This window comes from Pseudonocardia sp. P1, assembly GCF_000178675.2.
Lineage (GTDB): Bacteria > Actinomycetota > Actinomycetes > Mycobacteriales > Pseudonocardiaceae > Pseudonocardia.
This window is the reverse complement of record NZ_ADUJ02000001.1, coordinates 12274-37597: the sequence shown is the minus strand read 5'-3', so window position 1 is coordinate 37597 and position 25324 is coordinate 12274. Positions and strand designations below refer to the sequence as shown.

At 73.4% G+C, this 25324-nt stretch carries 24 protein-coding genes; 16 read left to right on the top strand and 8 right to left on the bottom strand.

Going from position 1 to position 25324, the window contains the following annotated elements:
- The first annotated feature begins 144 nt into the window (after positions 1–144).
- Positions 145–591 (top strand): RrF2 family transcriptional regulator, encoded by a 447-nt coding sequence (locus PP1_RS00195; RefSeq protein WP_033199940.1) that lies wholly within the window; start codon positions 145–147, stop codon positions 589–591.
- A 7-nt stretch (positions 592–598) separates the two neighbouring features.
- Here PP1_RS00195 and PP1_RS00190 read toward each other — a convergent pair whose 3' ends face one another.
- On the bottom strand, positions 599–1171 hold the full coding sequence (locus tag PP1_RS00190) for a TetR/AcrR family transcriptional regulator (protein ID WP_010233250.1): 573 nt from the start codon (positions 1169–1171) through the stop codon (positions 599–601).
- Positions 1172–1363: 192 nt separating this feature from the next.
- Here PP1_RS00190 and PP1_RS00185 point away from each other — a divergent pair, with 192 nt between their 5' ends.
- The 3 genes from PP1_RS00185 to PP1_RS00175 are packed head-to-tail and all read left to right on the top strand — an operon-like array spanning position 1364 to position 4942.
- Positions 1364–1816 (top strand): (2Fe-2S)-binding protein, encoded by a 453-nt coding sequence (locus PP1_RS00185; protein ID WP_029239686.1) that lies wholly within the window; start codon positions 1364–1366, stop codon positions 1814–1816.
- Positions 1803–2765: an FAD binding domain-containing protein gene (locus tag PP1_RS00180; RefSeq protein ID WP_010233255.1), complete on the top strand. Its 963-nt coding sequence runs from the start codon at positions 1803–1805 to the stop codon at positions 2763–2765. The genes PP1_RS00185 and PP1_RS00180 overlap by 14 nt, the downstream gene beginning before the upstream one ends.
- Positions 2762–4942 carry a xanthine dehydrogenase family protein molybdopterin-binding subunit gene (locus PP1_RS00175; RefSeq protein WP_010233257.1) on the top strand — a complete coding sequence of 727 codons (2181 nt, stop codon included), beginning with the start codon at positions 2762–2764 and terminating at the stop codon, positions 4940–4942. The genes PP1_RS00180 and PP1_RS00175 overlap by 4 nt, the downstream gene beginning before the upstream one ends.
- A gap of 96 nt (positions 4943–5038) precedes the next feature.
- Here PP1_RS00175 and PP1_RS00170 read toward each other — a convergent pair whose 3' ends face one another.
- Positions 5039–5770 (bottom strand): IclR family transcriptional regulator, encoded by a 732-nt coding sequence (locus PP1_RS00170; RefSeq protein ID WP_010233260.1) that lies wholly within the window; start codon positions 5768–5770, stop codon positions 5039–5041.
- Positions 5771–5876: 106 nt separating this feature from the next.
- Here PP1_RS00170 and PP1_RS00165 point away from each other — a divergent pair, with 106 nt between their 5' ends.
- On the top strand, positions 5877–7307 hold the full coding sequence (locus PP1_RS00165) for a sulfatase family protein (RefSeq protein WP_010233263.1): 1431 nt from the start codon (positions 5877–5879) through the stop codon (positions 7305–7307).
- A gap of 53 nt (positions 7308–7360) precedes the next feature.
- On the opposite strand, the gene dgoD is transcribed toward PP1_RS00165, so the two are convergent.
- Entirely contained in the window at positions 7361–8506 is a 1146-nt protein-coding gene (gene dgoD, locus PP1_RS00160; protein WP_010233266.1) for a galactonate dehydratase, read from the bottom strand.
- A gap of 155 nt (positions 8507–8661) precedes the next feature.
- Here dgoD and PP1_RS00155 point away from each other — a divergent pair, with 155 nt between their 5' ends.
- The 6 genes from PP1_RS00155 to PP1_RS00130 are packed head-to-tail and all read left to right on the top strand — an operon-like array spanning position 8662 to position 14516.
- Positions 8662–9933, top strand: a complete 1272-nt coding sequence (locus tag PP1_RS00155; protein WP_337819657.1) for an ABC transporter substrate-binding protein — start codon at positions 8662–8664, stop codon at positions 9931–9933.
- A 32-nt stretch (positions 9934–9965) separates the two neighbouring features.
- Positions 9966–10928 (top strand): carbohydrate ABC transporter permease, encoded by a 963-nt coding sequence (locus tag PP1_RS00150; protein ID WP_083697156.1) that lies wholly within the window; start codon positions 9966–9968, stop codon positions 10926–10928.
- Entirely contained in the window at positions 10925–11761 is an 837-nt protein-coding gene (locus PP1_RS00145; protein ID WP_010228219.1) for a carbohydrate ABC transporter permease, read from the top strand. The genes PP1_RS00150 and PP1_RS00145 overlap by 4 nt, the downstream gene beginning before the upstream one ends.
- Positions 11762–11765: 4 nt before the next feature.
- A complete protein-coding gene (locus PP1_RS00140) occupies positions 11766–12920 on the top strand; it encodes an ABC transporter ATP-binding protein (RefSeq protein WP_010228217.1) in 1155 nt (384 codons plus the stop codon).
- Positions 12910–13914, top strand: coding sequence for a sugar kinase (locus PP1_RS00135; RefSeq protein ID WP_249266000.1), 1005 nt, complete (start codon positions 12910–12912; stop codon positions 13912–13914). Before PP1_RS00140 ends, PP1_RS00135 begins: the two co-directional genes overlap by 11 nt.
- Entirely contained in the window at positions 13911–14516 is a 606-nt protein-coding gene (locus PP1_RS00130) for a bifunctional 4-hydroxy-2-oxoglutarate aldolase/2-dehydro-3-deoxy-phosphogluconate aldolase (RefSeq protein WP_010228213.1), read from the top strand. Before PP1_RS00135 ends, PP1_RS00130 begins: the two co-directional genes overlap by 4 nt.
- Positions 14517–14529: 13 nt before the next feature.
- Here PP1_RS00130 and PP1_RS00125 read toward each other — a convergent pair whose 3' ends face one another.
- From PP1_RS00125 to PP1_RS00105, 5 genes are all read right to left on the bottom strand, one after another.
- Entirely contained in the window at positions 14530–15456 is a 927-nt protein-coding gene (locus PP1_RS00125) for a DedA family protein (protein ID WP_010228211.1), read from the bottom strand.
- Positions 15457–15523: 67 nt separating this feature from the next.
- Complete coding sequence (locus PP1_RS00120) at positions 15524–16339, bottom strand: IclR family transcriptional regulator (RefSeq protein WP_010228210.1); 816 nt, start codon at positions 16337–16339, stop codon at positions 15524–15526.
- Between the two features lie 9 nt (positions 16340–16348).
- A complete protein-coding gene (gene allB, locus PP1_RS00115) occupies positions 16349–17749 on the bottom strand; it encodes an allantoinase AllB (RefSeq protein ID WP_010228207.1) in 1401 nt (466 codons plus the stop codon).
- Positions 17746–18471 (bottom strand): aspartate/glutamate racemase family protein, encoded by a 726-nt coding sequence (locus tag PP1_RS00110; RefSeq protein WP_010228205.1) that lies wholly within the window; start codon positions 18469–18471, stop codon positions 17746–17748. The genes allB and PP1_RS00110 overlap by 4 nt, the downstream gene beginning before the upstream one ends.
- 48 nt (positions 18472–18519) lie before the next feature.
- Positions 18520–20019: an NCS1 family nucleobase:cation symporter-1 gene (locus PP1_RS00105; RefSeq protein ID WP_010228203.1), complete on the bottom strand. Its 1500-nt coding sequence runs from the start codon at positions 20017–20019 to the stop codon at positions 18520–18522.
- Between the two features lie 196 nt (positions 20020–20215).
- On the opposite strand from PP1_RS00105, the gene PP1_RS00100 reads away from it, so the two are divergent.
- Genes PP1_RS00100 through PP1_RS00080 form a run of 5 tightly spaced genes read left to right on the top strand, consistent with a single transcriptional unit; the run spans position 20216 to position 25312 of the window.
- On the top strand, positions 20216–20608 hold the full coding sequence (locus tag PP1_RS00100) for an allophanate hydrolase-related protein (RefSeq protein WP_010228201.1): 393 nt from the start codon (positions 20216–20218) through the stop codon (positions 20606–20608).
- A gap of 21 nt (positions 20609–20629) precedes the next feature.
- Positions 20630–21445, top strand: coding sequence for a hydroxypyruvate isomerase family protein (locus tag PP1_RS00095; protein WP_010228199.1), 816 nt, complete (start codon positions 20630–20632; stop codon positions 21443–21445).
- Complete coding sequence (locus tag PP1_RS00090; RefSeq protein ID WP_010228197.1) at positions 21442–22320, top strand: 2-hydroxy-3-oxopropionate reductase; 879 nt, start codon at positions 21442–21444, stop codon at positions 22318–22320. The genes PP1_RS00095 and PP1_RS00090 overlap by 4 nt, the downstream gene beginning before the upstream one ends.
- Positions 22317–24131, top strand: coding sequence for a glyoxylate carboligase (gene gcl / locus PP1_RS00085; protein WP_010228195.1), 1815 nt, complete (start codon positions 22317–22319; stop codon positions 24129–24131). Before PP1_RS00090 ends, gcl begins: the two co-directional genes overlap by 4 nt.
- A complete protein-coding gene (locus PP1_RS00080) occupies positions 24128–25312 on the top strand; it encodes a glycerate kinase (protein WP_075314335.1) in 1185 nt (394 codons plus the stop codon). The genes gcl and PP1_RS00080 overlap by 4 nt, the downstream gene beginning before the upstream one ends.
- Positions 25313–25324 lie beyond the last annotated feature (12 nt).

Below are 25324 nucleotides of genomic sequence, written 5' to 3'. Positions count from 1 at the left end.
CGGCGGGTCCGGACGGGAACGGATCGAAGTGTTCTGATCAAAGATACATATGAGCACCCGAAGTGCAACCGTGACCATTACAGTTTCTCACGTGGCCGGTCCGGCCGGTACGCTGTGGCCACGACCGTGGAGGGGAGGCCCGCCGTGCTGGACATCCGGTTCTCCAGTGCCCTGCAGGCGATGCTGTACCTCGCGATCGCCGCCGAGCGCGACGAGCCCACGACGAGCTCCGCACAGCTGGCGGAGGCGCTCGGCACCAACCCGAGCCTCGTCCGCAAGCTGCTGGTGCCGCTCGGCGCGGGCGGGCTGATCGTGTCGACCAAGGGGCGCACCGGCGGCACCCGGCTGAGCCGGCCGGCGGAGCGGATCACCCTCGCCGAGATCTACCGCTGCGCCGTGGGCGAGAAGCCGCTGTGGGCCTGCCGGCCGGAGAGCGAGCACGTCTGCCTGGACACCGGGAACGCGGCCCGGTACTTCGCCGAGCTGACCGCCGAGACGGAGCGGGCGGTGCTGGAGTCGCTCGAGCACCGCACCCTCGCCGGCGCCGTCGCCGAGATGCGGCGACTGGACCGGGAGCCCGCGACGACCTGAGCGCGCCTCAGCCCGCGCCGGCCGCCATCCCCCGCCACAGCAGGTCGGTGAGCTCCGCGGCGTGCCGCTGCCACTCGCCGTCCGGATCGAGGTAGAGCAGGCCCCCGAGGCCGCGGAGCACCGTCTCGGGGTCCAGGTCGGCACGCACGGTCCCGGCCCGGGCGTTCGCCCGGACCAGCGTCGACGCCGCCTCCACCATCGCGGCGTACGCATCGGCGGCCACGCCCTCGCCGGACGGGCCCGCGGCCTGCAGCGCACCGGCGAGACCACGTTTGGTCATCATGTAGCGGGCCAGGTGGTCGGTCGCCCAGGTGCGGAACGCCTGCTCCGGGCTGAGCGACTCGAGCAGGCCGGGGACCACCTCGACGAGGTGCCGGACCTCGCGCCGGTACACCGCGAGGACCAGCGCGTCCCGCGTGGGGAAGTGCCGGTAGACGGTGCCGACGCCGACGCCCGCCTTCTTCGCGATGGCGTTGAACGAGGTCTCGCCGCAGGTGATCGACTCGGCGGCGACGGCGAGGATCCGGTCGTGGTTGCGACGCGTGTCCGCACGGCGGTGACTGACCGATCCGCTCGTCATCGCCCCTCGCCCGGTCGCTCCTCGTCCTGGTCGGGTCACCGTAGTCCAGAACCGCGGACGTGCGGGGACACGCACGCTTTGCCGAGCGGATAACTATCCGCTAGCGTGGGACACGGCGCCACTCACCCACCCGACCACCACCGGGCCCCTGCGACGGCCGCAACCGGCCGGGGCCCGCGGGAAAGAGAGACAGTGGACATCTCCCTCGACATCAATGGTACGAGCGAACGACTGGACGTCGAGCCGGGCGTGACCCTGCTCGACGCGTTGCGCGAGCGGCTCGACGTGACCGGCCCGAAGAAGGGCTGCGACCGGGGCCAGTGCGGTGCCTGCACCGTGCACGTCGGCGGCAGGCCGGTGCTCTCCTGCCTCACCCTGGCCGCGACGGTCCGGGAACCGGTGACCACCGTGGAGGGCCTCGCCGCCGGGGACGAGCTGCACCCGGTGCAGCAGGCCTTCGCCGACCAGGACGCCCTCCAGTGCGGCTTCTGCACCTCGGGGCAGGTCATGTCGGCCGTCGCCGCGGTCGAGCAGGACGTCGCCGACGTCCGGGAGTTCATGTCCGGCAACCTCTGCCGGTGCGCGGCCTACCCGAACATCGTCGCGGCGGTCGAGCAGGCGAGGCGGGCCGATGCGACCGTTTGAGCTGACCGCACCCGGCACCGTCGACGACGCCCTCGACTCCCCCGGCGCGTTCCTCGCCGGCGGGACGACGCTCGTCGACCTGATGAAGCTGGACGTCCTCACCCCGGAGCGGGTCGTGGACATCAACGCGCTGCCGCTGCGCGGCATCGACACCACCGACGGTCTCCGGATCGGCGCACTGGAGCGGATGAGCGACGTCGCGGCGCACCCCGGGACTCCCCCGGTGATCGCACGGGCCCTGCTGCTGAGCGCCTCCCAGCAGCTCCGCAACATGGCCTCGATCGGCGGCAACCTGATGCAGCGCACCCGCTGCGGGTACTTCCGCGACGTCGCCGTGCCCTGCAACCGCCGCGATCCCGGCAGCGGCTGCCCGGCGATCGGCGGGGCGAACCGGATGCACGCGGTCCTGGGCACCAGCGACGCGTGCGTGGCGACCCACGCGAGCGACCTCGCGGTCGCCCTCGTCGCCCTCGACGCCCGGCTCCGGCTGGCCGGGCCCGACGGTGACCGCACCGTCGCGCTGACCGACTTCTACCGCACGCCCGGGGACACCCCTTCGGTCGAGAACGACCTGCGCACCGGCGAACTGATCGGCGAGGTGCTCGTCCCCCGGCACGACCACCTCACCCGGTCCACCTACGTGAAGGTGCGCGACCGGCAGTCCTACGAGTTCGCACTCTGCTCCGCGGCGGTCGCCCTCGACGTCCGCGACGGCCGGGTCGACGACGTACGGGTCGCGGTCGGTGGCGTCGCCACCGTCCCCTGGCGGCTGCCCGCGGTGGAGGACGCGCTGCGCGGCGCCCCCGCGACGCAGGCGTCCTTCGAGGAGGCGGCCGCGGTGGCGTCGGACGGCGCCCGCCCGCTGTCCGGGAACGCGTTCAAACTCCCCCTGGTGCGCCGGACCGTGGTCCGCGCACTGCTCGAGGCGATGCAGGAGGACCCCGCATGAGCGCCAGGCTCGAGGCACCGCTGAAGGTCACCGGCCGGGCGCGGTACGGGGCGGACCACACGCCGCCCGGCACCGTGTACGGGTACGTCGTCCTCAGCACGGTCCCGCACGGCGAGATCACGGCCATGGACGTCACCGCGGCCCGGGGAGCACCCGGCGTCGTCGCCGTCTACACGCCGTTCGAGCCGCTGACCCTGCGCACGCCCGAGACGATGCTGGGCCGGACCTGGGTCCCCCTGCAGGACACGGAGGTCACGTACTACGGCCAGCCGGTCGGGTTCGTGGTCGCCGAGACGTTCGAGCAGGCACGGGACGCGGCGGCGACCGTCGACGTCACCTACCGGCCCCGGCCGGCGTCGACCTCGATGCAGGACGGCCTCGCGACCGCCGAGGACGCACCGCCCGCCATGGACGGGTCGCCGCCGTCGCTCGCCGTCCTCGCGTCCGGCGTCGGGTCCATCGAGGACGCGATCGCCGCGAGCCCGGTCGTAGTCGACGCCACCTACACCACCGCGACGCAGAACCACGCCGCGATGGAGCCGCACTCCGCCGTCGCGGTGTGGGAGGACGGCAGGCTGACCCTCCACAGCGGGAACCAGGGTTCGGACCTGCAGGCGGCGTCGGTCGCCGACGCGCTGGGCCTCGACCACGCGGCGGTGCACGCGGTGAACCCGTACGTCGGAGGTGCCTTCGGCGGGAAGGGACACACGTCGGTGCCCGCCTTCCTCGCCGCGGCCGCCGCCCGCGACCTGGGCAGGCCGGTCAAGGCCGCGCTCACCCGCGAGCAGGTGTTCACCGCCACCGCGACCCGGCCGGCGACGGTGCAGCGGCTGACGGTCGGCGCCGGGAAGGACGGCTCGCTGGTCGCCCTGCGCCACGACTCGTGGTCCAGCACCCCGATGGACCGCTCGTTCGTCGAGCCGACCTCGCACGGCACCTCGCGCGAGTGGTACGCCACGCCGAACCTGGCCATCAGCCAGAAGATGGTGCCGCTCAACGTCCCGCCGACGACGTTCATGCGCGCACCGGGCGAGGCGCCCGGCTCCTTCGCGCTGGAGAGCGCGATCGACGAGCTGGCGGTCGCGCTGGGCATGGACCCGATCGAGCTCCGTCTGCGGAACAGCTCGCTCGCACCTCCCGGCAAGGACCTCCAGTGGTCGAGCAAGTACCTCGACGAGTGCTTCGCGCTGGGTGCCGCCCGGTTCGGCTGGTCGGAGAGCCGGCGGCGGGACCGGACCGACGGCGACTGGCAGGTCGGGGTCGGCACCGCGACCGCGATGTTCCCGGCGCTGCGGTTCCCGGCGTCGGTCCGGGTGACTCTGCACGACGACGACACCGCCGAGGTCGCCACCAGCGGCGCGGACCCGGGTACCGGCCTGCTGACCGTGATGTCCCTGGTCGGCGCCGAGAACCTCGACGTCGACGCCTCCCGGGTGACACCCCGGCTGGGCGACTCGGAGCTGCCGGCGGGCGGGATGTCCGGTGGCTCGACGGGGACGGCCAGCGTCGGCTCGGCGATCATGGTCGCCGCACCGCAGGTCCTCGACCGGCTGCTCGGGCTGGCCGCCGGACCGGGAGGGCCGTTCGAGGGCGCCGAGGTCACCTACGCCGAGGGCCGGGTGCTCACCCGCGACGGCGCGAGCATGACGTTCGGCGAGGTGCTGCGCGCGACCGGCCACGCGTCGGTCGCCGCCGTCGGCTCGTCCGCCCCGGGCGAGGAGCTGACCAAGCACTCGTTCAGCTCGTTCGGCGCCCAGTTCTGCGAGGTCCGGGTGCACCGGTGGACCCGCGAGATCCGCGTCTCGCGGATGCTCGGCGTCTTCGACGCCGGCCGGATCGTCAACGACCGGGCGGCCCGCAGCCAGATCCTCGGCGGCATGATCTGGGGCGTGTCGGCCGCGCTCCACGAGGGACTGGAGATCGAGGGCGACGGCCGGCTCGCCAACGGCGACCTCGCGGGCTACCTGATCCCGGTGAACGCCGACATCCCGGAGATCGACGTCGAGTTCGTGCAGCACCCCGACACCTTCCACAACCCCGTCGGGGCCCGCGGGCTCGGCGAGATCGGGGTGGTCGGCATGGCCGCGGCGGTGGCCAACGCGGTCCACGACGCGACCGGCGTCCGGGTCCGGAACATCCCGATCATGCTCGAGGACCTCCTCGGGGAGGACGGTTGACCGTCCACCGGTCCCCGGCCACCCGCCCGCCGACACGGCGCCGGGTGGCCGGGTCCGGCCGGACCGGGTGATCACGAAAGGCCCGGTGCGCCCCGCTCACCCCAGCGCGGCCGAGATCGTCCGGGTGGTGTCCAGCAGGCGGTCGAGGTGCTCACGGAGCGCCCCGAGATCGGCGACCATCCGGATCGAGGTGATCGACAGCGCGCCGACGACGGTCCCGGTGGAGTCGGCGATCGGCGCGGCCAGGCAGTTCACGAACTCCTCGTGCTCGCCGTCGTCCACCCCCCAGCCGCGCTCGGCGATCCGGTCGAGCTCCCGGTCGAGCTCGTCGGGACCCAGGGTGGCGGGGGTGTGCCGCGTCCAGTCCGCGTCGGCCAGCAGCTCCGCCCGCCGGGCTGCCGGGAGCTGGGCGAGCACGACCTTGCCGACCCCCGTGCAGTTGAGCCGCACCGGGAGCCCGATCCGCGAGTACATCCGGATGCCCGAGGCGTCCTCGACCTTGTCGATGTAGAGCACCTGCCCCTCGATGAGCTGCGCCAGGTGCAGGGTGTGTCCGGTCTGCTCGTGCAGCCGCCGGACGGCGTCGTGCGCGATCCGGCGCAGGTCCAGCTTCTCCAGGGCCTGCTGGGCGATCGCGATGATGCGCGGCCCGATCGCGAAGGTGCCGTCCGAGTAGCGGATCAGGAAGCTCGCGCGCTCGAGCGTCTGGAGCTGGCGGAAGATCGTCGACGGGTGGACCTGGAAGTGCTCGGCGACCTGTGCGGTGCTGCGGGGTCCTTCGGCGATCAGCTCGATGATCTGGGTGGCCCGGTGGACGGTCGACGACATCGGGGGCCCTTCTCGGTCTGCGGAGCGGCTTGACGGGAGCGGCTAGGCTCCGGCTGCATCATTCTCAACAGCGATTGCAATTATTGCAACCACCCGGAGGAGTGTCGTGGCCGGCCCACCCAACATCGTCTTCGTCATCACCGACCAGCAGCGGTTCGACACGGTGGGCGCGCTCGGCCACGAGCACGCGCGGACCCCCACCCTGGACCGGCTGGTCGCCGAGGGCACGGCCTTCACACGCACCTACGTGACGGCGCCGTCGTGCGCCCCGTCGCGGGCGAGCCTGTTCATGGGCATGTACCCGCACTCCACCGGGGTGCTGCGCAACGAGGACCCCTGGCACCACAGCTGGGTCGAGCAGCTGGCGGACGCCGGGTACCGGTGCGTGAACGTCGGCAAGATGCACACCTACCCCTACGAGACGTCCGCCGGGTTCCACGAGCGGCACGTCGTCGAGAACAAGGACCGCTTCCCGCTCACCAACCCGCACTACCTCGACCAGTGGGACAAGGCGTTCTGGACCCGCGGGGTGACCAAGCCGGGCCGCGGCGTCTACCGCGAGCGGCCCGACTACCAGGAGCGGATGGGCGCCTTCGTCTGGGAGGCCCCCGACGACCTGCACTCCGACACGTTCGTCGGCGGGCTCGCCGAGATGTGGCTGGACCGCTGGACCGGCGACGGACCGTTCTTCCTGCAGGTGGGGTTCCCGGGACCGCACCCGCCGTACGACCCGACCGCGGAGGCACTGGAGCGCTACGACGGCGTGCCCATGCCGCCCGCCGTCCGCACCGCGGACGACCTCGCCGCGCAGCCGGCCGCGCTGCAGGAGCTGCGCCGGCACAACGAGGAGACCGACCACGACTCGGTCGTCCACCTGGCCGACCCGGACGACGAGCAGATCGACCGCCAGCGCCGGCACTACATGGCCAACGTGTCCATGATCGACGACCAGGTCGCGGGCATCGTGGAGGCGCTGCGCCGGCGCGGGGTGCTCGACGACACGGTCATCGTGTTCGCCTCGGACCACGGCGACTGCCTGAACGACCACGGGCACATCCAGAAGTGGACGATGTACGAGCCCAGCGTCCGGGTGCCGCTGATCGTCTGGGGCCCGGGACGGGTCGCCGCCGACCGGCGGATCGACGGACTGACCTCGCTGATGGACGTCGGCCCGACGGTGCTGGAGCTGGCGGGCGTCGAGCCTCCGGAGTGGATGGAGGCCCGGTCGCTGCTGCCGGCGCTGCACGGCGAGGAGTGGCCGGGCCGCGAGCACGCGTTCTCCGAGCACGCCCGGGACAAGGTGCTCACCGGGACCGCACTGATGACGATGGTCCGCGACGACCGGTACAAGCTGGTCGAGCTCGTCGACGACGACCGCGGGCAGCTCTTCGACCTCGAGCGCGACCCGCAGGAGGAGCACGACCTCTGGTACGACCCCGCGTACGACGAGGTCCGCCGCGAGCTGCTCGGGGTGATCTCGCGGTGGCGCGCACAGAGCGCGCTCACCACGGCCCCGTGGAAGGCCGCCTTCCGCTGACGACGTGGACACCCCGGCGGGTCCCGGCCGCACCCGGGCCCCGCCGGGGGCGGTCACCACTCGGCGAGCGAGCCGTCCGGGTAGCGCCAGGTCGGGCTGCGCCAGGCGTGCCCGCGCCGGTCCGCGTCCCGGACGGCGGCCTCGTCGATCTCCACCCCGAGCCCGGGCCCGGTGAGCCGCTCGATCCAGCCCGAGCCGAACTCCAGGACCGACGGGTCGGTCACGTAGTCGAGCACCTCGCCGTCGTCGTTGTAGTGGATGCCGATGCTCTGCTCCTGGATCAGGTGGTTCGGCGCGGCGAAGCCCACCTGCAGGCTGGCGGCCAGCGCGATCGGCCCGAGCGGGCAGTGCGGGGCGATGTGCGCACCGTGGGCCTCGGCGAGCGCGGCGATCCGGCGCACCTCCGAGATGCCGCCGGCGTGCGAGAGGTCGGGCTGCAGTACCGCGACCCCCGCGTCGAGCACGGGGAGGAAGTCCTGCCGGGAGTACAACCGCTCGCCGGTGGCGATCGGCACCGAGCTGGACTCGACGATCCGCGGCAGCAGGTGCCCGTTCTCCGGGACGACCGGCTCCTCCACGAACAGCGGCCGCAGCGGCTCCAGTGCGGCGAGCAGCCGTCGCGCGTCGGCCGCACCGACCCGGCCGTGGAAGTCGACGGCGACGTCGCGGTCCGGCCCGAGGACCTCGCGGGCCGCGGCGACCCGCTCGGTCACACCGTCCAGCTCCCGGTGCGTCGCGAGCGGCCCGATCCGGCCGCTCGCGTTCATCTTCACCGCCGTCAGGCCGGACTCCACACGGGCCGCGACGGCGTCGGCCACCTCGGTGGGCTCGTCACCGCCGATCCAGCCGTAGATCCGGATCCGGTCACGGACGTGCCCGCCGAGCAGCGTGTGCACCGGCACCCCGAACCGCTTGCCCGCGATGTCCCACAGCGCCTGGTCGACCCCCGCCACGGCACTGGCGAACACCGGACCGCCCCGGTAGAAGGTGCCGCGGGTCATCGTCTGCCACAGGTCCTCGATGCGTGACGGGTCGGCCCCGTGCAGCAGCTCTGCCAGCTGGCCGACCGCGGCACGGACGGTCTCCGCGCTCCCCTCGACGACCGGCTCGCCCCAGCCGACGAGGCCGTCGTCGGTCTCGATGCGCAGGAACAGCCAGCGCGGCGGGACCAGGAACGTCTCGACACGAGCGATCTTCACCAGGACTCCTTCGTCGCCTGTGGATGCGGGTTGACACGCCGCCGGGCCTGGTTAGGGTAAGTCGCGCTCCGGATATTGCACAAACGATTGCATTATTTGCAATCTCTCGATGCACACCGGTGAGCGTGTCCCGGCACGGAACCCAAGGAGGGGTAGTGGTGCGTCGACACGGGGTGGCCCTCGTCGCGGTGGCGGTGGCGTCGTTCCTGCTCGCCGGGTGCGGCTCCGCACCCGCAGGTGGGCCCGGTGCCCCACCGGAGGCGGGCGGGACGCTGACGTTCGCCAACTGGCAGTGGAACGAACCCGGCCGCGGCGAGAAGATCCTCGAGGCCGTCGAGGCCTACAACGAGGCCAATCCCGCCGCCCGGATCGAACCGGTCGCGATCACGCGCGCCGACTACGAGAAGACGATCAGCACCCAGATCGGCTCCGGCGGCGGGCCGGACCTCCTGGCCAGCCCGGCGCCGTTCTTCCACACGATGGCCGACGCCGACGTGCTGGTCCCGCTCGACGACGTCCTCGATCCCGGGCAGGAGGCCACGCTCCGGCCGAACAACGCCGAGCTGCGCGTCGGCGGGTCCCGGCTCGGCCTCGTCTGGGGTGTCGCCCCGTACGCGCTGTTCTGGAACCAGCGCCTCCTCGACGAGGCCGGTGTCACCGCGCCGCCGCGCACGTTCGACGAGCTGCTCGCCGCGGCGACCCGGGTGCACGAGCGCACCGGGAAGATCGGCTTCGCCACCCGGCACCAGCTCAACGAGGAGGACGCCTGGTGGGACGACTTCGCCAGCTGGGTCTACGGGTACGGCGGCGGCTGGTCCACCGACGGCCGCCTCACGATCGACAGCCCGCAGAACGTCGCCGCCGTGGAGGCGTTCGCCCGGATCTACTCCTCCGGGGCCTTCGCCGTCGGCGACGACGCCTCCACGTTCCGGAGCAAGTTCGGCGCCGGTGAGGTCGCATTCGTGCTGGACAACGCGACCGTGGTGAGCAGCGCGCTGGCCAACAGCTCCGCGCTGACCCCGGCCGACGTCGGCTCCGCGGTCCTCCCCTTCCCCAGCGGATCGTCCGGCGCCCAGTCCAACGTGATCGCGATCAACGCGAACTCACCGAACCAGGCGCTGGCCAAGGACTTCCTGCACTGGATGTACACCGAGGGCCCGCAGCGCGGCCTCGCCGACGCCCAGTTCCCGGCCGGCAACGGCACGACCGTCGCGCCGCCCGCCGCGAAGGTCGCCGCGAACCGGTGGGTGGACTCGTTCTACACCCAGCTCGAGGACTCGCAGAGCCTCGTCGTCCCCGGGTTCGAGACCGAGACCCCGCAGATCCGCAACATCGTCCTGACCCGTGTCCAGCAGGTGCTCACCTCCGACGTGAGCGCCGCCGAGGCCCTGGCCGAGGCCCAGCAGGACGCCGAGCAGCTGCGGTGAGCCCCACCCAGCCCGACACGTCTGGAGCAACGATGCCCGGTCCCGCAGCTCCGCCGGGCGCGGCCACCGCGTCCCGCCCGGCCCCACCGGCGACGGCCGCCCCGGCGCGGCGCCGGCCGCGCCGCACCCTCGCGCCGTACGCCTACGCCGGCCTCGGCGCGGTCTTCCTGCTGGTCTTCGCCGGGATCCCGCTGCTGTGGGGCATCGGCCTGAGCGTCACCGACACCCGGCTGCTGCGCCCGAACGGCGGCTCGTTCGTCGGGCTGGACAACTACGCGCAGCTGTTCTCCGGCAGCGCGCTGCTCCGCTCGGTGCTCACCACCCTCGTCTACTCCGCCGCCACCGTGGCCGGTGCGCTGGTGCTCGGCACCGTCTCGGCGGTCGTGCTGAACCGGGCGTTCCCCGGCCGGCTGCTCGCCCGCGCCGTGATCGTGATGCCGTGGGCCGTCCCGACGGTCGCCGTCGCGCTCGTCTTCCGGTGGATCTACAACGACTCGGCCGGTGTCGCCAACACCGGCCTGCGGGCGCTCGGGATCGGCGAGGCCGGCTGGCTGACCGACCCGGACTTCGGGATGGTCTCGGTCCTCGTCGCCACCGTCTGGAAGGTCACGCCCTTCGTGATGCTCGTGGTGCTGGCCGCGCTGCAGTCGGTCCCGGAGGAGCTGTACGAGGCCACCCGGGTGGACGGCGCCGACGCGCTGGCCACGTTCCGCCTCGTCGTGCTGCCGTTCCTGGCCCCCACCCTGAAGATCGCCGGGCTGCTGATGACGATCTGGTCGTTCCGGCGGTTCGAGATCATCTGGCTGCTGACCGGCGGCGGGCCGGTGGACGCCACGAACACCGTCGTCGTCTCGCTGTACCGGGAGGCGTTCAACAACAGCCGGCTCGGCCTCGGCGCCGCGATCGGCGTCGTCGGCCTGAGCCTGTCGGTCGTCGTCACCGCCGTCTACTTCGCGATCGAGCGGCGCAACGCGCGGCAGGAGGCGGGCTCGTGATCGGCCGTCGCAACCTCGGGGCCGGGGTGCGGACGCTGCTGGCCGTGGCGTTGGCCGTGCTCGCCGGCTTCCCGCTGTACTGGATCGTCAACACCGCGATGAGCCCGACCGACCAGCTCTACGGCGGCGGGCAGACCCTCCTCCCGGACTTCACCCGCTCGCTCGAGGTCTTCTCGGTCCTCACCTCCGACACCCCGTTCCTGCGGTGGATGGGCAACTCGGCCGTCGTCGCCTTCGGCACCACGCTGTTCAGCCTGCTGATGGCCACGCTCACCGCGTACGCCCTGTCCCGCTACCGGTTCACCGGCAAGGGGCTGCTGGGCTTCGGGTTCTTCGCGACCCAGATGCTGCCCGAGGCGCTGCTGGTGGTGCCGCTGTACTCGATGTTCGCCGCGCTCGGGCTGCTCAACGAGCTGTTCGGGCTCGTGCTGGCGAACACGGCGTTCGCGATGCCGGTGGCGACCTTCCTGCTCAAGGCCGCGATGGACGGCGTGCCCTACGAGATCGAGGAGTCCGCCCGGGTCGACGGCGCGGGCTCGCTGGGGATCCTGCAGATCATGCTCGTCCCGCTGGTCGCGCCGTCGATGGCGGCCGCCGCGGTGATCGTGTTCTTCGACGGGTGGAACGAGTACCTGTTCGCCACGACGTTCATGTCCGAGCGGGACAGCTGGACCGCCTCCACCGGGCTCGCGTCCTTCATCGGGGAGTACCTCACCCCGCTCGACACCGTGTTCAGCGCGGCGCTGGTGTTCACCCTGCCCGCGATCGTGTTCTTCCTGCTCATGCAGCGCAGGATCGTCTCCGGCCTCACGGCCGGGTCGGTGAAGGGATAAGCCGATGCCGTCCATCGTGTTCGACCAGGTCTCGAAGAGCTTCGGGGACACCCCGGTGATCGCGGACTTCCACGCCGAGGTGCCGGACCGGGACTTCCTCGTCCTGCTCGGCCCGTCCGGCTGCGGGAAGTCGACGATGCTCCGGATGATCGCCGGGATCACCGAGCTGAGCTCCGGCGAGATCCGGTTCGACGACCGGGTGGTCAACGACCTGACCCCGCGCCAGCGCAACATCGCCTTCGTCTTCCAGAGCTACGCGCTCTACCCGCACATGACGGTGCGCGCCAACATCGGGTTCCCGCTCGTCATGGACCGGGCCCGCTGGTGGCACCACGTCCCCGTGCTCGGCGGGCTGGCCCGGCGCGCGATCCTGCGTAGCCCCGAGGTCAGCGCCCGCATCGAGGAGGTCGCGGCGACCCTGGAGCTGACCGGCTACCTCGACCGCAGGCCCAAGGCGTTGTCCGGCGGGCAGCGGCAACGGGTCGCGCTGGCCCGCTCGCTGGTCCGCGAGCCGGACGTGTACCTGCTCGACGAGCCGCTGAGCAACCTGGACGCGAAGCTCCGCACCCAGATGCGGGCCGAGATCTCCGCCCTGCACGCGCGGGTCGGCAAGACCTTCGTCTACGTCACGCACGACCAGGTCGAGGCGATGACCATGGGCACGCGGATCGTCGTGCTGAACGACGGCGTCGTCCAGCAGTACGGCGAGCCCCGCGAGATCTACGAGCGCCCCGCCAACGAGTTCGTGGCCCGGTTCATCGGGTCGCCGCCGATGAACCTGGTCGACGCCGAGGTGGACGACGGCCGGCTCCGGGTGGGCGGTGTCGCCGTCCCCGGCACCACCGGGGCGGCCGCCGCGCTCACCGCGCAGGGCCGCACGACGATCCGGATGGGCGTACGGGCCGAGCGGATCCGGGTGGACCCCGCCGAGGGGGCCACCGGTGACGGGCTCGCGGCGCGGGTCACCACGGTCGAGCACCTGGGGGCCGAGACGATCGTCGGGTTCCGGCTGGACGGGGACACCGCGCCCGAGGAGCCGCTGCTGGCCCGGATGCCCGGCGACGTCCGGCTGGACCCGGGCGCGCCGTGCCACGTCCACCTCGACACCACCGGGGCCGGCTGGTTCGCCCCGGAGACGGGAGTGCGGGTTGAGCTCTGAGCACGCCGCACCGGTCGCGTCCACGCTGTGCGTGGGCGAGACGATGATCCAGCTGGCCACGTCCAGCGGCCGGCCGTTGACGAGCGCCCCCGACCTGGACGTGCGGGTCGCCGGTGCCGAGGCCAACGTCGCCGTCGGCATGGCCCACCTCGGCGCCGACGTCGAGTGGTTCGGCCGGATCGGTGCGGACCCGTTCGGGACGCGGGTGCTCGACCTGCTCCGGGAGCGCGGCGTGCAGGTGGACCGGGCGCCGGCGGACCCGGCGCTGCCCACCGGGCTCTACGTCAAGGACGTCGCCGTGCCCGGCAGCCCGGTCTACTACTACCGGCGCGGGTCGGCCGCCTCGGCGCTGTCCACCGACGACCTGCCCGCACTGCGGCTGCCCGACCGCAGGCTGTGCCATCTCAGCGGCATCACCCCGGCCCTGTCCGCGTCCTGCGACGCGCTCCTCGAGCGGATCGTGCGGGGGCGGACGGGCGCAGGCCCGCTGGTCAGCTTCGACGTCAACCACCGTCCGGGGCTCTGGTCCGCGGCCTCGGCCGCGCCCCGGCTGCTGGAGCTGGCCCGCGCGTCCGACGTCGTGATCGTCGGCCGGGACGAGGCGGAGCGGCTGTGGGACACCCCCGACGCCGCAGCGGTCCGCGCGCTGCTGCCGGGCGTCCCCGAGGTCGTCGTGAAGGACGACGACCGGGGCGCGACCGTGTTCACCGGGACCGGGGAGGTCTTCGTCCCGGCCCTGCAGGTCGACGTGATCGAGCCGGTCGGTGCCGGGGACGCGTTCGCGGCGGGGTACCTCGGCGGGCTCCTGGCCGGGTACGACGCCGCCCGCCGGGCCCGGCTCGGGCACCTCATGGCGGCGCTCGCGTTGCGGCACATCGGCGACCTGCCCCCGCTGCCGGAGGCGGACCGCATCCGCCGGCTCGCCGAGGGCACCACGGACGACTGGGCGGCCCGCCGCGGATCCGGGCTGCACGAGCTGGAGGCGCTGCTGTGAACCCTGCCGAGGAGCTGTTCGCCGGCCACCGGGTGATGGCGATCCTGCGGAACCTGCCGCTCGCCGAGACCCTGCGCCTGTCCCGCACCGCCTGGGACCTCGGCATCGAGCTGGTCGAGGTCCCGATCGGGTCGGCGGACGCCGTCCCCGTGCTGGAGGCGGTGCTGGCGGAGGGGCGTGAGCGGGGCCTGCCGGTGGGGGCGGGCACCGTCACCCGCCCCGAGCAGGTCGACGTGTGCGAGCAGCTCGGTGTGCCGTTCTGCGTCGCCCCGGGCCTGGACGCCCGGATCGTGACGGGCTGTGCCGAGCGGGGCATCGCGCACCTGCCCGGGGTCGCCACCGCCTCGGAGATCCAGGCCGCGGTGGCGCTCGGCTGCACGTGGGTGAAGGCGTTCCCGGCCGACGCGCTGGGCCTGCGCTGGTTCACGGGGATGGCCCGCGGGCCGTTCCCCGAGGTCTCGTTCGTCGCCACCGGCGGGATGGACGCCCGGTGCGCGCCGGACTACCTCGCGGCCGGGGCGTCGATGGTCGCCGTCGGGTCGGCGCTGGACGACCCGGACCAGCTGGGCCGGCTCGCAGCCGTCGTCGGGGGCACGCGGTGACCGGCGGGCACGGTCAGTCCGTCCCCGGAGCGGCGGGAGCGGCCGGGGTGCCCGCGGCGCGGGCGGCCTTCTTCTCCCGGTCCTCCTTGTAGCCGCGGTAGCCCGCGCGCACCGACACCACGGCCACCAGTCCCAGGGTGATCCACAGGGCGTAGTCGTCGATCATCAGGACCACGTCGACCGCGTGCTGTCCGACCCCGTAGCCCAGGCCCGCCACCAGGCCGGTGATCATCGCGGCGCCGATCGCGTCGAAGACCAGGAACCGGACCAGCCCCATGCCGCTCAGCCCGGCGACCGCGAACACGGCGGGTGCCGGGATCCCCGGCAGCGCCGCTGCCATCACGACCAGCGGCATCGCCCACGCGGGCCAGGACCGGACCCGCGCCACGAACCGCTTCGCGACGTCGCCCGGCGCCCACAGCTCGATGATCTTCTCGCCCCACCGGCGGCCGGCCAGCCAGAACAGCCAGTCGAACTTGATCATCCCGAACACGCCGGCGGCGACCACCAGCCAGAGTGCGCCCTCACCGATCCGGGCGAACGCGGCACCGGCACCGATCGCCGACAGGCTGCCGGTGACCGCGCTGAGGGCGATCGGGTGCGACGCCAGGAGGAACGGCCGCACCGGCATCGACGCCATCATCAGCAGCACGACACCGAAGGTCGCGAACACCAGGAACTTGTCCCCCCGCGACATCGGGTGGTCCCACGGCACGGCGTCCCGCCACGCCTGCTTCGCCTCGGCCAGCTCCTCCGGCGAGTAGTCCTTGCTGCGCCACCGGAAACGCTTCCGCGGGGCCGGCGGAGCCGGGGCGGCGGCACCCGCCGCGGGGACCACCGGGATCGGCTCCGTCGTGCTCCGCGCGGCGTCCCGCTCGCTGCGCCGCGGCCAGCTCGTCCCCGGTGCCCGGCCGCCCGCGTGCTCGTCCATCCTGGTCATCGCTCCTGCTCCCGTCGCTCGTCGTCGGTGGGAGCAGTCGACACGATGCCGTTACGGCACGGTCAAGTCAGGCGCCGGCGGCGTCCTGCCGGGCGAGCTCGGCGACCAGCGCGTCGGCGGCCGCCTTCAGCCTCGGGACGGCGGAGTCGACCAGGGTGTCGGTCATCCGGGTCGTCGGCCCCGAGATGGAGACGGCGGCCGGCAACGGCCCGTCCAACGCGACGGCGACGCACCGCACCCCGAGCTCCTGCTCGCCCTCGTCGATCGCGTACCCGGTCGCACGGACCTTCTCCAGCTCGGCGCCGAACTGGTCGATGTCGGTGACGGTGTTGTCGGTGTGCCGGACGAAGTCGGTGTGCCGCAGGATCTCCCGCGCCCGGTCGGCCGGCATGCGGGCGAGCAGCGCCTTCCCGACGGCGGTGCAGTGCGGCGACACGCGGCGCCCGACCTCGGTGAACATCCGCATCGAGTGCCGGCCGGGCTCCTGGGCCACGTAGACGACCTGGTTGCCCTCCAGCATCGCCAGGTTGGCGCTCTCCCCCAGCTCGTCGACCAGGCTCGCCAGCCGCGGCTGGGCCCAGACGCCGACCAGCCGGCCCGCGGTGTCCCCGAGCCGCACGAGGCGGGGGCCGAGCGCGTACTCCCGCGACGACTGCTGCCGGACGTAGCCGCGCCCGGCCAGGGTCCGGACGAGCCGGTGGATCGTGGGCAGCGGCAGCCCGGAGCTGGCGGCGAGGTGGGACAGGCTCACGGTGCCGCCGGCGTCGGCCATCGCCTCGAGCAGGTCGACGGCCCGTTCGACGGCCTGGACGGTCCCGGAGCGCGCGGGGACGCCACCGGCCACCTCGGCCGCCACGTCGTCGTCGGACACGTTCTTCCGCATGACGGAAGTCTAGCCCTCGTCCGGCGCCGGGGCGTGGACCTCGACGGCCCGCTCCACGACCTGCTCCACCGACCCGCGGCGCAGCAACCGGCCCCGGGGCACCGCGCCCGCTCCGGTGTCCACGTCGTGACCGGCCAGGATCGTCCGGCGGACCACGCCGGCGAGCGACCGGCCGGCGTAGGCGCTGACCTTGTTCTTGTGGTGCAGCCGGGCCGGGTCGACGACGAACGCGGCGTCCGGGGCGAAGACGGTGAGGTCGGCGTCGTAGCCCAGTGCGACCTTCCCCTTGGAGGTGAGCCCGACCAGCTCGGCGGGCTTGGCCGCCATCCACCGCACGACCTGCTCCAGCCCGATGCCGCGCCGCCGGGCCTCGCTCCACACCAGGGACAGCCCCAGCTGCAACGACGACACCCCGCCCCAGGCCAGCCCGAAGTCCCCGGAGTCGAGCAGCTTCAGCTCCGCCGTGGAGGGCGAGTGGTCGGAGACGATGCAGTCGATCGTCCCCTCCAGCAGCCCCTCCCAGAGCAGCTCCCGGTTCGACGCCTCCCGGATCGGCGGGCAGCACTTGTGCGTGGTGGCGCCGTCGGCGATCTCCTCGGCGAACAGCGTCAGGTAGTGCGGGCAGGTCTCCGCGGTGATCCGGACGCCGTCGCGGCGCGCGGTCGCGAGCATCGGCAGCGCGTCCGACGACGACACGTGCAGCACGTGCGCCCGCGCCCCGGTCCACCGCGCCCGCTCGATCACCTCGGCGATGGCGAGGTTCTCCGCGCCACGGGGCCGCGATGCCAGGAACGACGCGTACGCCGAACCGTGCGGGGTGGGCGCCTTCTCGATCGCCCGCGAGTCCTCGGCGTGGACGATCATGACGGCGTCGAACGTGGCCAGCTCGGCCATGTCCCGCTCCATCTCGTCCGCGTCGAGCGGCGGGAACTCGTCGACGCCGGAGTGCAGCAGGAAGCACTTGAAGCCGAAGACGCCCTCGTCGTGCAGGCCGCGCAGGTCACCGGCGTTGCCCGGCACCGCGCCGCCCCAGAACCCGACGTCGACGAACGCCTGGTCGGCGGCGACCTTGCGCTTCACCTCCAGCGCCGCCACGTCGACCGTCGGCGGGATGGAGTTCAGCGGCATGTCGACGATCGTGGTGACCCCGCCGGCCGCGGCGGCCCGGGTCGCCGAGGCGAAGCCCTCCCACTCGGTGCGGCCGGGCTCGTTGACGTGCACGTGGGTGTCGACGAGCCCGGGCAGCAGCACCTCGTCGTCGGCGAGCTCGATCACCCGGGTGCCGTCGAGGCCGTTGCCCAGCGGCTCGATCGCGACGATCCGCCCCCCGGTGACGCCGACCTCCCGGGGCTGCTCCCCGGCCGTCGTCATGATCCGCCGCCCGCGGACCACCAGGTCGTAGCTCGTCACGATGCCTCCAGGGGGAATCCGGTGATCTTCTTGGTGCGCGGGGCCGCGTAGGTGCGGGACTTCGAGGTGGACAGACCGAGCCGGACCAGCGACTCCGCCACGGTGACGGCGGCGGGGACACCGTCGACGACCGGCACGCCGGTCTCGGCACGGACCTTCTCCTCCAGGCCGGCCATCCCGCCGCACCCGAGGCAGATCACCTCGGCGCCGTCCTCGGCGACCGCCCGGCGGGCCTGCGCGACGATCGCCGCGACCGCCCGGGCCGGGTCCTCCTCCAGCTCGAGCACCGCCAGCCCGGACGCGCGGACCGACGCGCACCGCCGGTCCAGCCCGGCCAGCAGCAGGCGGTCGGAGATGAGCGGGACCGTGCGGTCCAGGGTGGTCACCACCGAGTAGCGGTGCCCCAGGTACATCGCGGTGGCGGCAGCCGCCTCGGTGATGTCGACGACGGGTACGTCGAGCATCTCCTGCAGACCCTCGCGGCCGTGCTCGCCGTAGCCGGCCTGGATCACCGCGTCGAACGGCTCCCGGTAGCGGGCGACGGCGTCGGCGACACCGACGGCGGCGAGGTAGCTCTCCAGATTGCCCTCGACGGACTCGGCGCCGAACCGCGGCGTCAGCCCGACGATCTCCGTCCCGGGCGCCGCGACAGCACGCGCCGACGCCGCGATCGCCTCGGTGACCGACTCGGTGGTGTTGACGTTGACGACGAGGATCCGCATGTCGCGCAGTCCTTCCGTTGCGGCTCGGGAGGGCAGGGGTCAGTGTGGTCAGTGCTCGGAGGACCGCACCGCGATGTGCTCGCCGGACACGGCACGGTAGTCCGCGCCGCGCGGGGCGACCAGGACCGTTCCGATCGCGGCGACCGCGGCACCGAGGAACCAGGAGAACGGTGCGACGGCCTCCATCGCGGGGACGAACCCGGCCACGACGGCCAGGGCCGCCGAGGGGACGAAGACCGCGACCGCGCGCAGGTTGACCCCGCTCCGGTAGTGGTAGGCGCCGTCCGGGTCCTCCGAGTAGAGCGCGGGCACGTCGACCCGGCCGCGCCGCACCAGCCAGTAGTCGGCCATCACGATCCCGAACAGCGGCCCGAGCAGCGCGCCCAGCACGCCGAGGAAGTAGACGATCACGACCGGATTGTCGTAGAGGTTCCACGGCAGGATCACCAGGCCGAGCACGGCGCTGACGATCCCGGCCCGGCGGAAGTCCAGGACCGTCGGCATCAGGTTGGACAGCGCGTAGCAGGGCGCGACGAAGTTGGCCATCAGGTTCACCGCGACCGTCAGGACCAGCAGCGCGGCCGAGGCGAGCAGCAGCAGCGGCGTGTTCGGGATCGTGTCGACGACGTCGCTCGGGCTGGAGATCACCTGCCCGTCGATCCGGAACTGGCCACCGGCCAGCACGACGACCACGAACCCGAAGAACAGCGTGTTCGGCAGGATCCCCCAGAAGCTGCCCCGGCGGATCGCCGACGTACTGGTGGAGTTGCGGGTGAAGTCGCAGAAGTTGAGGACGAACGTCCCGTAGATCGCCGTCCACAGAGCCGCACCGGCGAGGATCTGCACCCACATGGTGCCCCCGGTGAGCGGCTCCGGCACCGACCAGGCGATGTCGCCGCCGGTCTGCCAGAGCATCCAGCCGGCCAGCGCGGCCAGGGTGACCAGCACGACCGGCCCGGCGAACGCCTCGTAGCGGCGGATGCCGTCCATGCCGTACAGCAGGATCCCCACCTGGATCACCCACAGCGCCAGGAAGCAGATCCAGCCGAGCGCGGACAGGCCGAGGAACGAGACCTGCTCCAGCGCCCCGGCGCCGGGCGCGACGGCCAGCACCATCACGGTGAGCACCTGGGTGGCGAGGTAGGTCTGGATGCCGAACCAGGCGATCGCGACCACGCCCCGGACCATCGCCGGCAGCTGCGCGCCCCGGACGCCGAACGAGATCCGGCTCATCACCGGGAACGGCAGCCCGGTCCGCCAGCCCATGTACCCGGCGACCGTCAGCAGGACGAACAGCAGCAGCGCCCCGATGCCCAGCGACACCATGATCTGCCAGGCGCCGAGACCGAGCGCGAACAGGCCGAGCGCGAAGCCGTAGTTGCCCAGGCTGTGCACGTCGACGGCCCAGAGCGTGAAGATGTTGTAGGCCTTCCACGACCGGCCCTCGACGCGGGTCGGGGCGAGGTCGTGGTTGTACAGCCGCGAGCTGAGATCACCGGGGACGGCGTCCTGCTCGGCGGAGGTGCCGGTCGTACCGGGGCGCGTCATCGGGCCACCTCTCCGCCGGTTCCGCGATACGGAACCGTTCTCTTGTCTGGCGGAATCACGCTATGGCGGCGGTCACGACGCCGTCAAGGGGTCGCCGCCGACCGGCGGCGCTTGACAGCCTTGACCGGCCGTGTTGCGATTCTCACCGCACTACGGAAACAACTTTCCGCATTGTGAAATCTGCTCGGAGGCTTCGGTGACCGCTCTCTTCTGTTCCGGCGACGCGATGCGCGGCGGACGGCTGCACCACAACGTGTCCGCGCACCCCTTCCTCGGGGCCGTGCGCACCGCGCCGCACTACCGGATGTACTCCGTGCGCGACGGGTTCCCGGCACTGCTCGAGGACCCGTCCGGCGGGGTCCCGCTGGCCGGGGAGATCTACGACGTCCCGCTCTCGGCGATCCGCACCGACTTCCTTCCGGACGAGCCGCCGGAGCTGGAGCTGACCGTCGTCGAGCTCGACGACGGCCGCGACGTCCTCGCCGTCGGCCTGCGGCCCGGCGTGCTGGAGCGGCAGGCCGACGAGCTCACCGACATCACCGCGCACGGCGGGTGGCGGGCCTACAAGGGCCTGCCCGACCCCGCCTGACGCCCTCGACGAGGAGGCACTGTGTCCACGTTCCCGTCCACGCCCCTCCCCCTGACCGTCAACTGTTCCATCGTCTTCGGCGACGTCCCGCTGCTCGAACGGCCCACGGCCGCCGCGGCGGCCGGGTTCGACGCCGTCGAGTTCTGGTGGCCGTTCGACCGGCCCGTCCCGTCCGACCACGAGGTCGACGCGTTCGTGACCGCGGTGTCCGACGCCGGTGTCGTCCTCACCGGGCTCAACTTCGCCGCCGGTGACATGCCCGCCGGCGAGCGCGGGATCCTGTCCGACCCGGACCGCGCGACCGCGTTCGCCGACAACGTCGAGGTCGCGGTCGGGATCGGGTCCCGGCTCGGGACCACCGGCTTCAACGCCCTCTACGGCAACCGGATCCCCGGCGTCGCCCCGGAGGCGCAGGACGAGCTCGCCGCCGAGCACCTCGCCCTCGCCGGGCGCGCGGCCGCCCGGATCGGCGCGGTCGCGCTGCTCGAGCCGGTCAGCGGGGTCGACGCCTACCCGGTGCGGACCGCGGCCGACGCCGTCGCGGTACTCGACCGGGTCGGGTCCGACGACGTCCGGCTGCTGCTCGACGTCTACCACCTGGCCGTGAACGGCGACGACCCCGCGGCCGCGATCGACCGGTACGCCGGCCGGATCGGCCACGTCCAGATCGCCGACGCCCCGGGACGCGGCGAGCCCGGCACCGGCGATCTGCCGATCGCCGGCCTCGTCGACCGGGTGCACGCCGCCGGCTACCGCGGCCGGATCTCGCTGGAGTACAAGCCCACCACTTCCGAGCCGTTCGCCTGGCTCGCCCGCCCGGAAGGAGCACGCGCATGAGCAGGACCGTTGCGTTCGTCGGACTCGGGATCATGGGCGGTCCGATGGCCCGCCACCTGGCCGCGGCCGGGCACGACGTCGTCGGGTTCAACCGCAGCCCGGAGAAGACCCGCGCGCTGGTCGAGGCAGGCGGGCGGGCGGCGGCGTCGGTCGCGGAGGCCGTCGACGGTGCCGACGTCGTCGCGCTGATGCTGCCGGACTCGCCGGACGTCACCTCCGTCCTCACCGACGGGGTGTTCGACGCCGCGAAGCCCGGCACGCTGATCGTGGACTTCTCGACGATCCGGCCGGACGTCGCCCGCGACCTGGCCGCGCAGGCGTCGGACCGGGGGCTGCGGATGATCGACGCGCCGGTGTCCGGCGGGCAGGCCGGCGCCGAGAACGCTGCTCTCTCGATCATGGTCGGCGGCGCGGAGGCCGACGTCGCCGACGCGCGGCCCCTGCTCGACGTCGTCGGGAAGACCGTCGTGCACGTCGGGCCGAGCGGCGCCGGGCAGACCGTGAAGGCCGCGAACCAGCTGATCGTCGCGGGCAACATCGCGCTGCTCGCGGAGGCGCTGGTGTTCCTGGAGGCGCACGGCGCCGACCTCCCGGCCGCGGTCGAGGTGCTCGGCGGCGGGCTCGCCGGATCGGCGGTGCTGAACCAGAAGGCACCGAAGATGCTGGACCGCGACTTCGGTCCTGGTTTCCGGATCGACCTGCACCACAAGGACATGGGCATCGTGTCCGAGGCGTCGCGCAGCGCCGGGGTCGTCACGCCGGTGGCGGCGCTGGTCGCCCAGCTCGTCGCCGCGACCCGCGCGGCGGGCGACGGCGACCTCGACCACTCGGCCCTGTTCCGCACGGTCGCGCGCCTGAACGGGGCGGAGAAGTGACGCGCATGCGGGCCGTCGACGCGGCCGTGCGGATCCTGGAGATCGAGGGTGCGACGCAGGCCTTCGGCGTCCCGGGGGCGGCGATCAACCCGTTCTACGCGGCGATGCGCCGCCGCCGCGCCGAGCTCGGCGACCGCGCGGGCGGCATCGGCCACGTGCTGGCCCGGCACGTCGAGGGCGCCGCGCACATGGCCGAGGGCTACACGCGGTCGGGCCCGGGGAACATCGGCGTCTGCATCGGGACCTCCGGCCCCGCGGGCACCGACATGATCACCGGCCTGTACTCGGCGGCCGCCGACTCGATCCCGATCCTGGCGATCACCGGGCAGGCGCCGGTCGCGCGGCTGCACAAGGAGGACTTCCAGGCCGTCGACATCACGGCCATCGCCGCCCCGGTCACGAAGATGGCGATGACGGTGCTGGAGGCCGCGCAGGTGCCGGGCGCGTTCGCGCAGGCGTTCCACCTGATGCGGTCCGGGCGGCCCGGCCCGGTCCTGATCGACCTGCCGGTCGACGTGCAGCAGACCGAGATCGAGTTCGACCCGGACACCTACACGCCGCTGCCGGTGCACCGGCCCGCTGCCACCCCGGCGCAGGCGTCGAGGATGCTGGACCTGCTCTGCTCCGGGGAGCGGCCGGTGATCGTCGCGGGCGGCGGGATCGTCAACGCCGACGCGAGCGCCGAGCTCGTCGAGCTGGCCGAGGTGCTCGGCGTGCCGGTGGTGCCGACGCTGATGGGCTGGGGCACGATCCCCGACGACCACCCGTTGGCGGCCGGCATGGTCGGGCTGCAGACCGCGCACCGCTACGGCAACGCCACCTTCCTGGAGTCCGACGTCGTGCTCGGCATCGGCAACCGGTGGGCGAACCGGCACACCGGCGGGCTCGACACCTACCGGCGCGGGCGCCGGTTCGTGCACGTCGACATCGAGCCGACCCAGATCGGACGGGTGTTCGCCCCCGACTACGGCGTCGTCTCCGACGCCGGCGCCGCGCTGCGGGTGCTGCTCGACGAGGCCCGCCGCCGGCGCGACGCGGGCACGCTGCCCGACCGCTCGGAGTGGGCGGCACAGTGCCGGGAGCGGCGGGCGACCCTGCTGCGGCGCACCCACTTCACCGAGATCCCGATCAAGCCGCAGCGGGTGTACGAGGAGATGAACCGGGTGTTCGGCCCGGAGACCCGCTACGTCACGACGATCGGGCTCTCGCAGATCGCCGCCGCCCAGTTCCTGCACGTCTACCGCCCGCGGCACTGGGTCAACTGCGGCCAGGCCGGCCCGCTGGGCTGGACGATCCCGGCCGCGATCGGTGCCGCCGTCGCCGACCCGTCGACGCCGGTGGTCGCGCTGTCCGGCGACTACGACTTCCAGTTCATGCTCGAGGAGCTGGCGGTCGGCGCCCAGTTCGGCGTCCCCTACGTCCACGTCGTGGTCAACAACTCCTACCTGGGGCTGATCCGGCAGGCGCAGCGGGCGTTCGACATGGACTTCGAGGTGCAGCTCGGCTTCGACAACATCAACGCCGATCCCGAGAGCGCGCTGCCGAAGGGCTACGGCGTCGACCACGTCCGGGTCGCCGAGGGGCTCGGCTGCGTCGCGCTCCGGGTCGCCGACCCGGAGCTGCTGGAGCCCACCCTGCACCGGGCGTCGCAGCTGGCCCGCGAGCACAAGGTGCCGGTGGTCGTCGAGGTCGTCCTGGAGCGGGTCACGAACATCGCGATGGGCGCCGCCGAGATCGACGCGGTGACCGAGTTCGAGGACCTCGCGCACACGCCGGAGGACGCACCGACCGCCGTCGGCCACCGCCGGTGAGCGCGATCCTGCTGGCACCGGACAAGTTCAAGGGCTCGCTCGACGCGGCCGGGGTCGCCGCCGCGCTCGCCGACGGCATCGCCGGGGTGGCGCCGGACCGGGAGGTCCGGCGCTGCCCGGTCGCCGACGGCGGCGAGGGCACCGTGGCCGCGGCGCTGGCCGCGGGCTGGACACCGGTCACGGTGGCCTCGACCGGCCCCACCGGGGCCCCGCTCACCGCGACCTACGCGCGTCGCGGTGCGGTGGCGCTCGTCGAGCTGGCCGCCACCTCGGGGCTCGCGGTGCTGCCCGGCGGCGTCCCGGACCCGCTCGGGGCGGGGACCGAGGGGCTCGGCACGGTGCTCGCGCACGCCCTCGGTGCGGGGGCGACGGAGCTGGTCGTCGGGCTCGGCGGCAGCGCGACGACCGACGGTGGCGCCGGGATCCTGCGGGGGCTCGGTGCGCGCGTCCTGGACGGCGACGGCCGGGACCTCCCGCCGGGCGGCGCCGCGCTCGCGCGGGCCGACCGGATCGACCTCACCGGGCTGCACCCGCGGCTGCGCGGCACCCGGATCGTCCTCGCCGCGGACGTCGACAACCCGCTGCTCGGGCCGGACGGCGCCGCCGCGGTCTACGGCCCGCAGAAGGGCGCGGACCCGGCGCAGGTCACCGCGCTCGACGCGGCGCTCTCCCGGTGGGCGCGCGTCGTCGCCGGAGCGGCAGGCTGCGACCCAGCAGCACTCGCGGCAGGCCGCGACCCAGCAGCGCTCGCGGCAGGCCGCGACCCGGCGGCACTCGCGGGCGGCACCGGCGCGGGCGCCGCGGGCGGGGCCGGGCTCGGTCTGACCGCGCTGTGCGGCGCCACGCTGCGACCCGGCCTCGGCACCGTGCTGGACCTGACCGGCTTCCACGACGCGCTCGGCGGCGCCGGGCTCGTCGTCACCGGCGAAGGCCGGCTCGACGGCCAGACCCTGCACGGCAAGGCACCGGCCGGTGTCGCCGCCGCGGCACGGGCGGCCGGGGTCCCGGTCGTCGCCGTCGCCGTCGCCGGGGAGGTCGCGCTCGATCCGGCGGCCGTGCGCGCGGCCGGGTTCCGTGCCGCGCACGCCCTCGTCGACCTCGCCTCCGACCGGTCGGAGGCGATGACCGACGCCGCCCGGCTGCTGCGCCGGGTCGGCGCCACGATCGCCCGCCTCGCGTAGGGGGCGAGCGGG